This is a genomic window from Sulfuricaulis sp. (assembly GCF_041499725.1).
GTDB lineage: Bacteria > Pseudomonadota > Gammaproteobacteria > Acidiferrobacterales > Sulfurifustaceae > Sulfuricaulis.
The window spans coordinates 49,761-59,704 of the sequence record NZ_JBGQKW010000004.1; the positions used below are offsets into that span (position 1 = coordinate 49,761).

The window sequence follows — 9,944 nt, forward strand, 5'->3', positions numbered from 1 at the left end:
AAATTAAGTCAGTTCGTGGTGAGCCTGTCGAACCATGAATGGATGAATTACCAGCGATCCTCCGTTCACCCTTCGACAGGCTCAGGGCGAACGGAAGATTTAATCAGAGCTTCTTCAGCCTCCGGACAGCGCCTGCACGACAAAGACCTCGCTCGCTTCGCGTACCGGATCGGTCAGACGCGCGCGATCGTTTATCTGACGGCCGTCCACGAAGATCGCCACGTGCTGGCGCAGTTGTCCCTGGTCGTCGAGCACGTAGCCGCGCAGGACCGGATTGTCGGCGAACACTTCCTGCAGCGCCGCCGCGACGGTGCGTCCGGCCACCGCGCGCGGCGGGCAGGCGAGATGACGCTGGAGATTGGGTGTGAACACGACCTGGGGCATATCCCTACCTTGGTGAGTCCGAGAGCGTCAGCGTATTCTCTGCAGCGTCCGGAAATCAAGCTCTCGGCATCAGCGGCGGTGATGCTTAATAAAATCAGGTCCTGTTGCCATTCACGCGGCAAGAATTATTAACCGGAGCGCCGCTGGCGCACTCGAAATATCCCGCCCATCCTTTTGTTATTTGTAATATCCTGCGGACAGGCATTAGTATTCTCCCCCCTGACCGGCCCGGATTCAGCCGGGGCGCGGAAATGCCGAAACCCATATGTTATCGTTCCGATTCTTGAAGAGGAGTTGCTGATGAAACAAATATTACGTGTTGTTCTGGTGACCGGCGTGTTCCTGACCGGCTGTGTGTCGACCTCGACCTTCGACGGGAAACAGGCCGAACTCGCGGCCTGCCAAAAGCAGGCGAAGAGCGATCTCGACGCCTGCAACAGCGCGCGCAGCGAACTCGATACTAAGCTCGCGGCGGCTAACCAGGAGCTCGGCGTGTTCCGCCAGGCGGCGGAGGCCAGGCAGAGCAAACTCGACGCGTTGCAGAATCAGGAGAAGCAGTTGCGCGAGCGGCTCAGCAAGGAGTTGACGGACAAGAACGTCGAGATCGAACAGCTCCGCGGGCAGCTGTCGGTGCGCATGCTCGACAAGATCGTATTTAAGTCCGGCAGCGCCGATATTCTTCCCCAGGGCGCGGAAGTGCTCGACAAACTGGCGGACGCCATCAAGGACAGCACCGACACCATCCGCGTCGAGGGCCACACCGACGACACGCCGATCAGCGACAAGCTCAAGGTGAAATATCCCTCGAACTGGGAACTGTCGGCCGCGCGCGCGTCCGCCGTCGCGCGTTACTTCGAAACCAAGCACTTCATCAATCCGAAACGGCTCGAGTCCCTGGGTTTTTCGATGTACCACCCGGTGGCACCCAACGACTCGGATGAGAACAAGCAGCGCAACCGCCGGGTCGAGATCGTGCTGAAGCCGGTGGCCGAGCTGGAACCCGCGAAGGAGCCCGCCGCCGCGGCACCTGCCCCGACGACGCCCGCCGCGCCTGCGACGAAACCGTAAGCTTTGCCTGCCGCCTCAGGCGGCAGGCCTTTTTTCAGGGCGCAAAGATTCCTGGCAAGGCGTAAAATAACCGCGTAAACCGGATTAACCTTCAAGAGGGCGCCACCTTGGCCAAACCGAACTATCAGTTTCAGAAGCGCCAGAAAGAGCTGCAAAAGAAGAAAAAGATGGAAGAGAAGCGCCAGCGCAAGCTGGCGAAAGGCGCTGATCAGCCCGGTGAAAATCCCGAGCAGTCCCCGGAGCAGAGCGAGACCGTCGCGAAGGACGAGTAGCCCGGGCGATACGACGCCATCGCGGCGTCAGCCGCGCGCACAGTCGAATGTTCTAATGCAATACTCGATTAACTGAGAGGTCTGCAAAACTTATGACAAATTTGAAATGCTTTAGTGGACTTCGGACGCTGTGGATGGCAAGTTTCCTCGTCGGCGCGTGCAGCTTCGGCCCTGCCTTGGCTGACGATACCAGCCTTGATGACAATGCCAAAAAGGTCGGAAATAATTTCGGCGAGTTGCTCAAGGGCATGGGCCAAGAAGTGAAAAAGGTCGGTGGATCGCTCAGCAAGTCGGAAAAAAAAGACGACAAGAAAGAAAAGAAAAGTTCGGAGGATGAACCGGATAAGAACAAGGAAAACCCCAAGTAGTCCCCGGCGCACGGCATGTTTGTTCGCCGCCTGACGTAAAGCCGTTCCGCCTATCTGTCGCGGCACCCGGCGAAGCATGCCGCCAATCCTCAGTTGCACCCCGGCGCGCAGCGCGCGATGATTCGGGTGCTCCACGCCGTACCCGGCATTTCGCGCTACCCTGATGAACGAGCCAAGGGAAAGGGAGAGGGCCCATGATCCAGGCCTACGCCGTCCACAAGCCCAAAGGCCGCCTCAAGCGCATCGAGTTCGATCCCGGCGCGCTCGCCGCCGATCAGGTCGAGATCGCCGTCATCGCCTGCGGCCTGTGCCACTCCGACCTGTCCATGATCAACAACGAATGGGGCGACAGCGAGTACCCGCTGGTCCCCGGCCATGAGGTCGTTGGCACGATCGCGAAGCTCGGCGCGAACGTCACACATCTCAAGGTTGGCGACGCGGTCGGGCTCGGCTGGTTCAGCGGCAGCTGCATGACCTGTGACCAGTGCCTGAGCGGGAACCACAACCTGTGCGCGGACGGCGAGCAGACCATCGTCGGCCGTCACGGCGGATTCGCCGACAAGGTGCGCTGTCAGGCCGAGTGGGCCACGCCCCTGCCCGCGGGGCTCGACATGAAGAAGGCGGGGCCGCTGTTCTGCGGCGGCGTTACGGTGTTCAATCCCCTCGTGCAGTTCGACATTCGACCCACGCAGCGCGTCGGCGTGATCGGCATCGGTGGCCTCGGTCATCTGGCATTGCAGTTCCTCAACAAGTGGGGGTGCGAGGTTACCGCGTTCACGTCCACCGACGCCAAGCGCGACGAGGCCAAGCAAATGGGCGCGCACCATGTCGTCAACTCGCGCGATCCGTCGCAACTGAAAAAGATCGCCGGCTCGCTCGATTTCATTATCTCCACCGTCGCCGTGGCGCTGGATTGGGACGCCTACCTCGCCGCGCTCGCGCCCAAGGGCCGCCTGCACATCGTGGGCGCCGTTCTCGCGCCCCTGTCCGTGCCCGCGTTTGCGCTGATCGGCGGGCAGCACAGCCTTTCCGGCTCGCCGACGGGCGCGCCCGCCACGCTGCGCACGATGCTCGACTTCTGCGCCCGCCACCGCATCGAACCCGTGGTTGAAACCTTCCCGATGAGCCGCGTCAACGAAGCCATCGCCCACCTGGAAGCCGGCAAGGCGCGCTACCGCATTGTGCTTGAGAACGATCTGAGCTGAGGAATCGCAAGCAAGGATCGGAGATTTATAGGAAAGAGAAGCTCTGACCAAATGCCGTTCGTGGAGGGTCCTTCGACCTCGCTTGCGCGGGTTACGTGAGCTGCGGCGGGGACGGTATCAGACGCTTGCGCGGTGTGCTGCCAGCCAGCGCCACACGCTGCCTTGCGGGCGCGTGTTGCCGGTGAGCACGTAGTGCAGCACGTTCGGATCGGTGAGCAACCAGCCCATGCGATTGAAAGTATCCCACCGCCCGCAACACAGGATGGCATCGCCGGGTGCGAGCACGGTGTCGTCCGGCGGCAATAACTGTTCGGCATCGCCGCGCACGAGAAGGAGCGGCAGCCACGGCAACCTCCGTTCGCGCTCGCCCGGGTCGGCGAACAGATGTCCGATCTTCAGCTCGCCGCGGCTCAGGGCCTCGCCCACCGCCGGTGCCTCCTGGGGCGTGAGCCGCGCCGTCCACAGCTGCGGCGTCTCGCCGTTGAGCAGCGGTGACAGCCGTTCCAGCAGCCGGGTCGCCCAGTCATTGCTGTGTTCGCGCGCCAGCCGCAGGAAGTCCTTGAGCAGCGGCGTGCTGATGAGCGCCAGGATGCCGTTGGCCATGATGGCTGCGCTGTCGACCACCATGTCGAGCTTCGCCGCGCGGAACAGCGCCTCGTTCTCGCGCGCGTTCTGGCGCGCCACCAGGAACAGGTTTGGGTTGAGCTCGCGCGCGGTGATGGTGATGGAAAGATTGTCGGCGTCCTTGTCGGTACCGGCGACGATCCCCGATGCCTGTTCGATGTGCGCCGCCTCGAGCGCCGCCGAGCCGATGCCGCGGCCGGCGACCGTGCCCGTGGGCGCGCCGGCCTTCACCGGGTCCTTCTCGATAATCACCGTGCGCAGGCCGAGCTCGTCGAAGTAGCGGTGCACCGCCTTGCCGAAGCGTCCGTAGCCAACCAGCACCCAAGTGCCACGCGGCGGATGGGTGCAACGTGGCAAGATACGGCCCGGCGGCTGCGTGAGCCATTCCTGCACCAGCCGCATGTCGGGGGCGTGCAGTCCCAGCGCCAGCCGGCCGGCGAAGGCATCGAACGGATCGATGATCGCATCGATGTTGCACGCCTCCAGGCTCTCGCGCGTCTCGGGCAGTTCGGCGCGGCAGATAACCTGAAGCTGCGGGTTGAGCAACTTGGCGGCGATGCCGATGCGCAGGTTCACGCGGTCGTTATTGGTGATCGCCACGACACCGGCACAGCGCCGGTGGTTGAGGCCGGCAAGTTCGAGGTTGGCGGCGTGGCCGGCGTCGGTGCACAGCCCCGGCACGTATCTGTCCAGCTCCTCGAGCAACAACTCGTTGATGCGGTCCTGGTGCGATTCGAGCACCACCGCGCTCAGCCCGTGGTCGGACATGTCGCGCACCACGAGGCTGCCGGTATCGCCATAGCCGCAGACGACGTAGAACCGTGAGGTAAGGCTTGTGACACCGCGCGCAAAGCGACCCTCGCGCACCGCCTGGCGCAGGGCCGGTTCCTGCACCAGGGTGATGATCGTACCGATCGCGTAGGCCCAGGCGATGACGCCGAGGTAGATGATCGCGGTCATCCACAGGCGCTGGGCATCCGTGAAGGCGTGGGGGAGCTCGCCGAAGCCGATGGTCGTCACCGTGTAGGTCACGACGTAGAAGGCATGGAAGAAATCCATGTGCTGCGGCTGGCCGGCGGTATCGCTGCCCGGGATCAGCACCAGCCCGAGAACCGAGATCGCGTAAGCACCGACCAGCACCAGCAGCGGCGCGCGCATGCGCCGCAACACCAGGGAAATGGCGCGGGAACGCGCCGCGGTGGCCATGGCGGTGTCGTCAGCGGCGCAGCACGGCGATCTCGACGATCAGCAGCACGACCGACACGATGTTGGCGAGCAGCGCGCCACCGGCGAGCGAAACGATCGCCGCCATCACCGCCGGAGTCTCCCCGATGCCTGCGCCGTATGCCGCCACCGACCACAAGAGTGCCGCGGCGAGCAGGTGCAGATTGGCCACGAGGCTCGTGGCCAGCAGCACCGCGCCGGTCTGGGTGCGGTCGCCGAACTTGAGCACCGTGGCGATCAGGTTTACGACAATCGCGGCGAACAGCTCGTACACGTTGTGGTGTGCCGGGTTGTCGATGCCGCCGATGAAGAAGCCGAAGTTGAGGGTCAGGGCGAGGACGATGAAGAAGCTGAAAACGACTTTCTCGGTATTCATGATTGCTCCCGTTGCGGGCCCTGTCCGGCGCGACCGCCGGCCGGTACAAGTCCCGATGACACTACAAATTGTAGTGGGTCACCGCGGCAGGCACCATGGTGGCTGTCAAAAACGTACGCCACCGAACGCCTATTTTAAGGCATACTTCCGTCCAAGCAGGATGCAGGAAGCAGCACATGACCCAGCGACTCGACATGCCCGCCCCGGTGATCATCAAGCTGCCGGCGACGATGGCGCCCTTACCGCTGCCGGACGCCGAACGCGCGCGCCTCGGTGAACGCATCAAGCGCCTGCTCAAGGAGCGGGACGCGGTGCTCGTGGCGCACTACTACGTGGACGAGGATCTGCAGCGCCTGGCCGAGGAAACCGGCGGATGCGTGGCGGATTCGCTCGAGATGGCGCGCTTTGGCAACGCGCACCCGGCGCGCACGCTGGTCGTGGCCGGCGTGCGTTTCATGGGCGAGACCGCCAAAATCCTCAACCCCGAAAAACGCGTGCTCATGCCGACGCTGGAAGCCGAGTGCTCGCTCGATCTCGGCTGTCCGGCGGATCGGTTCATTCCCTTTTGCGATGCCCATTCCGATCGCCAGGTCGTGGTGTACTCCAACACCAGCGCCGAGGTGAAAGCCCGCGCCGATTGGGTGGTGACCTCGAGCATCGCGGTGAAACTCATCGAATACCTGAAAACCCGCGGCGAAAAAATCCTCTGGGCGCCGGACAAACACCTCGGCAACTATATTCAACGCAAAACCGGTGCGGACATGCTGCTGTGGAACGCCGCCTGCGTGGTGCACGACGAGTTCAAGGGCCAGGCGCTCGCGGCGCTCAAGCGTCAGCACCCCGATGCCGCGGTGATCGCGCATCCCGAGTCGCCGACGGCGGTGCTCGAACTGGCCGACGTCATCGGCTCGACCAGCCAGCTGATCCAGGCGGCGAAAAACCTTCCGCAGCGGAAACTTATCGTCGCCACCGACCGCGGCATCTTCTACAAGATGCAGCAGGCGGCGCCGGGAAAGATCCTCATGGCCGCGCCTACCGCGGGCGAGGGCGCCAGCTGCGAGAGCTGTGCCCATTGCCCGTGGATGGCGATGAACGCGCTGGACAACCTGGCGCAGGTTCTGGAGAGCGGCGCGAACGAAGTGCGCGTCGACGAGGCGGTGCGGGTGAAAGCCCTGCGCGCCACGCAACGGATGCTCGACTTCGCGCGCTCGATCCAGCAGAAAAGCCACGGCGACTGACGGCTATATTTCAGCCGGGCAACAGCAGTCTGTTGAAAAAATCGTTTTTCAACAGACTGCTGTGCGGTCGATGGATCGACCGCCATTTTTCAAACGCGCCAATGTTTGAAAAATGGAGCAAAGCAAAAATGACATTTTTGCTTTGCGTGGTTGAAAAAGTCCTGGACGGACTTTTTCAACCAACTGTCAGACGGGATATAAATCAATCCACCTGAATACGTCGTACTAAGCGGCTCGGTGCAGAGCTGATCGATCAATGGCCGGCCGTGCTTCTACCCTTGGCCTGCTGGATGGTAACCACTCGACGCACGGATGGGGCAAGTCATTTTCCGGAAGCACGAGTATTCGAACTCCGAATTTGCCGAAGAATTTTTCGTGGTCAATGTCCGGAAATTCCACCAGCAACTGATGAAGGTGGCGTGGATTCAGGCAAACCATCTGCGGCCTGAATCCATGTCGGTACTCAAACGCCTGGACCAAACCCATGATGTAGCTAAGCATGCTTCACCTCCTTGACTCGTTCGAGATGACGCCATCACTTATCCATTTCAACCCGGGCAACAGACCCTGCGACTCCATGTATCTTATCACTTGCACCGCCGCCTCCTGAGGCGTGATCCTGTCGTTGTGAATCACGATTTCGGGTGATAGCGGTGGCTCGTACGGATCATCCACGCCGGTGAACCCGATGCCCTTGCCCGCGGCCAGCGCGGCGCGCGCCTTCTTATACAAGCCTTTGGGATCGCGCGTTTCGCACACCTCGATGGGAACGTCGACCAGGATCTCGATGAACGGCAGACCGGCCTCCCGATGAAGCTGGCGGACACGGTCGCGGTCTTTGCGGTACGGGCTGATGAAGCTGGTGAGCGAGATCACACCGGTATCGGCGAAGAGTCTGGCAACCTCGCCGATACGGCGGATGTTCTCTTCGCGGTCGGCCGCGGTAAAGCCCAGATTCTTGTTCAAGCCGTGGCGGACATTGTCCCCGTCGAGCACATAGGCCAATTGACCGCGTTCGACCAGGGCGTGCTCGAGGGTGAAGGCGATGGTGCTCTTGCCCGCACCGCTGAGCCCGGTGAACCAGATGGTTGCCCCATTCTGGGCGAGCAGTTTCTCCCGGTCCTCGCGCTTGACGTGCCCTTCGTGCCAGGTGATGTTGGTTGCGCGTATTTCGGTCATTTCAGTTGCTCCGCTTCAGAAAATCGACTGTCTTGGCCGCGGGTCGCCTCGGCTAGCGGTTCCATGCGACACGCAGGAGACCGTCTTCGTCCGTGTAGTGTGAATCCAGCTTACCGTGATAGGCGTGACGCAGCGCCTCGCCGATCCCGTGCGCCAGGTGCGAATCCGTGAAGGTGACCACGGCGTGGTCCGCTTCTTCCTTGATGTCCATGATGCGTTCGAGCGGGTGCTCGGCGCGCTCCTTCGACTCGGCATGACGGACGAGGTGCAGGATCTCCTCGCGGTGCTCGGCGAAAAACTCCCCGCTCAGCGTCAGCTGCCCGGCCGGCACCCGGTCATGTATCCGCTGGCACGCGGGGCAGAGATGCAGTTCGGCTCCTGGCGCTGTCTTTCCCCACCGCCATTGTCCGTGATGAACGATCGCGCCACACTCGGGGCAGGTGGTCGGCTCCGGCCACTTGCCCCGCGCCCGATAGGGATCGCTCACACGCTCTTCGTCCATGCGATCCCTCCTGGGCTGATGCATATAGTCTTCTTCCTTCTTCCGTCCGGTCATGGCATACCTCCCACGCATCGCGTGCACAAGAACTTGAACAGCCAGGTTCACGCCCTTCACGACAACCATTCGAACATCAAGCCACGGCAAGCCGCCGCCTGCTTTGATGCACGTCAACCTGTATGCCGTTGGCTCGTGGAATCGCGAGAGAAATAGGGGGAAAGACCGCTGTTTGGTGCGAGGAATAATTTCCAAGAAAGTCGGAGCGGGGTTCGCACTATACACGGCATTACAACAACAGCTCCCGCTCGGATCGAAACTCCCTGACTTGTCCGGAGACGGGGTCATGGAACCGAATCCTCTTGGCGAGCAACTGGAGCGGCTGGTCGAAATCATCGTCTCGTTCCGGCTGCAGATCGGGATAAACCCGGTCGTTGATGATCCTGAACCCCAGACCGCTCATGTGCAGCCGTAGCTGATGGGTTTTGCCGGTGACCGGCTGCAATCGGAAAAGCCCCCGGTTGCCTTTCACTTCCCGAAGCTGAATGTGTGAACAGGCATTGGCGACACCCGCGACAGTTTTCATTCGGAACCGTGGTTCGCCCCGAACGATCCGGTTTTCGACCGTCCATTGGTTTTCCCGCGGCGGCTGATTCACTTCCGCCAGCGCGTGATAGGTTTTCTCCACTTTCCCGTGCATGAAAAGATCATGGTAAAGGCCGCGGGTGTTTGGGTTGACGGAGAAAATGACAATCCCCGCAGTCTCGCGGTCCAGCCGGTGCAGGGGCGCCAGATCGGTCATGCCGGTTCGGTTGCGCAAGCGGTTCAATAAACATTCCTCCACATAACGGCCTCCCGGAATCACGGGCAGAAAGTGCGGCTTGCAGGCCACCAGTATCTCGTCATCCTGAAACAGGATTTGCTCAGCAAAAGGAATGACCGGCTCGTTTTCGATTTCCCGGAAATAAAAAATCCGTTGGGAAGGGGAATACTTCGTTTCCGCGGTGATGGGTTTACCTTGGTCGTCGAGCACCTTGCCTTCGCGTATGCGTTCCACCCACCGGTCGCGGGAAATAGCCGGGAAGGTCTGGCACAGAAATTCTACTATCGATGGATAGGGCTTTTCCGCTGCCGGCATGGTCACGACGGAAGGCTGTTTGGCGATAGCCATTTACACGATTCTACGCAACAAAAAACAAATTGGCAGAAGATGAAGATATCGCCTGGTTAAAAGTCAAAGTGGTCGGAGTGATTGTTCATCGAGCCCCGCGCGCCCGGCTTGCCGGCGTCTGTCGGCGTGCATCCAGTTATAGTGCGTACTGAAGATATCGCGGTAACTGCAGTACAGGCTGGCGGACACCAACGGCAGAGTGACGGATCCGATCACGAGCCACAGCAGGTAACCGGCCCATAGCGACAGACTGGCGGCGATCATGCCGAGGAGGAGGGGCATGAGCAGTACGCCCAGCAGCACCAACAGGGCGACCGTGAAATGCCGGCTGGCCTTGAG

At 61.6% G+C, this 9,944-nt stretch carries 12 protein-coding genes and 1 pseudogene; 5 read left to right on the top strand and 8 right to left on the bottom strand.

What is annotated here, in order from left to right; all coding sequences use genetic code 11:
* Window positions 1–114: 114 nt before the first annotated feature.
* Window positions 115–384, bottom strand: a complete 270-nt coding sequence (locus ACC569_RS01620) for a MoaD/ThiS family protein (protein ID WP_372521744.1) — start codon at window positions 382–384, stop codon at window positions 115–117.
* A gap of 300 nt (window positions 385–684) precedes the next feature.
* Here ACC569_RS01620 and ACC569_RS01625 point away from each other — a divergent pair, with 300 nt between their 5' ends.
* From ACC569_RS01625 to ACC569_RS01640, 4 genes are all read left to right on the top strand, one after another.
* Window positions 685–1,452 (top strand): OmpA family protein, encoded by a 768-nt coding sequence (locus tag ACC569_RS01625; RefSeq protein WP_372521745.1) that lies wholly within the window; start codon window positions 685–687, stop codon window positions 1,450–1,452.
* A 107-nt stretch (window positions 1,453–1,559) separates the two neighbouring features.
* Window positions 1,560–1,724 carry a hypothetical protein gene (locus ACC569_RS01630; protein ID WP_372521746.1) on the top strand — a complete coding sequence of 55 codons (165 nt, stop codon included), beginning with the start codon at window positions 1,560–1,562 and terminating at the stop codon, window positions 1,722–1,724.
* Window positions 1,725–1,858: 134 nt separating this feature from the next.
* Entirely contained in the window at window positions 1,859–2,092 is a 234-nt protein-coding gene (locus ACC569_RS01635; RefSeq protein WP_372521747.1) for a hypothetical protein, read from the top strand.
* A 194-nt stretch (window positions 2,093–2,286) separates the two neighbouring features.
* The gene (locus ACC569_RS01640) at window positions 2,287–3,297 is read left to right on the top strand and encodes an NAD(P)-dependent alcohol dehydrogenase (RefSeq protein WP_372521748.1); all 1,011 of its coding nucleotides are present in this window, start codon (window positions 2,287–2,289) and stop codon (window positions 3,295–3,297) included.
* Between the two features lie 117 nt (window positions 3,298–3,414).
* On the opposite strand, the gene ACC569_RS01645 is transcribed toward ACC569_RS01640, so the two are convergent.
* Complete coding sequence (locus ACC569_RS01645) at window positions 3,415–5,127, bottom strand: TrkA family potassium uptake protein (protein ID WP_372521749.1); 1,713 nt, start codon at window positions 5,125–5,127, stop codon at window positions 3,415–3,417.
* A gap of 10 nt (window positions 5,128–5,137) precedes the next feature.
* Complete coding sequence (locus ACC569_RS01650; RefSeq protein WP_372521750.1) at window positions 5,138–5,521, bottom strand: DUF6394 family protein; 384 nt, start codon at window positions 5,519–5,521, stop codon at window positions 5,138–5,140.
* A 176-nt stretch (window positions 5,522–5,697) separates the two neighbouring features.
* Between ACC569_RS01650 and nadA the strand changes: the two genes are divergently transcribed.
* On the top strand, window positions 5,698–6,759 hold the full coding sequence (gene nadA, locus ACC569_RS01655; RefSeq protein ID WP_372521752.1) for a quinolinate synthase NadA: 1,062 nt from the start codon (window positions 5,698–5,700) through the stop codon (window positions 6,757–6,759).
* Between the two features lie 225 nt (window positions 6,760–6,984).
* On the opposite strand, the gene ACC569_RS01660 is transcribed toward nadA, so the two are convergent.
* The 5 genes and pseudogenes from ACC569_RS01660 to ACC569_RS01680 form a co-directional block, all read right to left on the bottom strand.
* Window positions 6,985–7,260 carry a hypothetical protein gene (locus ACC569_RS01660; RefSeq protein WP_372521753.1) on the bottom strand — a complete coding sequence of 92 codons (276 nt, stop codon included), beginning with the start codon at window positions 7,258–7,260 and terminating at the stop codon, window positions 6,985–6,987.
* A gap of 3 nt (window positions 7,261–7,263) precedes the next feature.
* Window positions 7,264–7,938: an adenylyl-sulfate kinase gene (gene cysC, locus ACC569_RS01665; RefSeq protein ID WP_372521754.1), complete on the bottom strand. Its 675-nt coding sequence runs from the start codon at window positions 7,936–7,938 to the stop codon at window positions 7,264–7,266.
* Between the two features lie 52 nt (window positions 7,939–7,990).
* Window positions 7,991–8,494 carry a BCAM0308 family protein gene (locus ACC569_RS01670; RefSeq protein WP_372521755.1) on the bottom strand — a complete coding sequence of 168 codons (504 nt, stop codon included), beginning with the start codon at window positions 8,492–8,494 and terminating at the stop codon, window positions 7,991–7,993.
* 229 nt (window positions 8,495–8,723) lie between these two features.
* The gene (locus tag ACC569_RS01675) at window positions 8,724–9,605 is read right to left on the bottom strand and encodes a pseudouridine synthase (protein WP_372521756.1); all 882 of its coding nucleotides are present in this window, start codon (window positions 9,603–9,605) and stop codon (window positions 8,724–8,726) included.
* A 63-nt stretch (window positions 9,606–9,668) separates the two neighbouring features.
* Window positions 9,669–9,944: pseudogene (locus tag ACC569_RS01680) on the bottom strand (hypothetical protein); the annotation flags it as partial.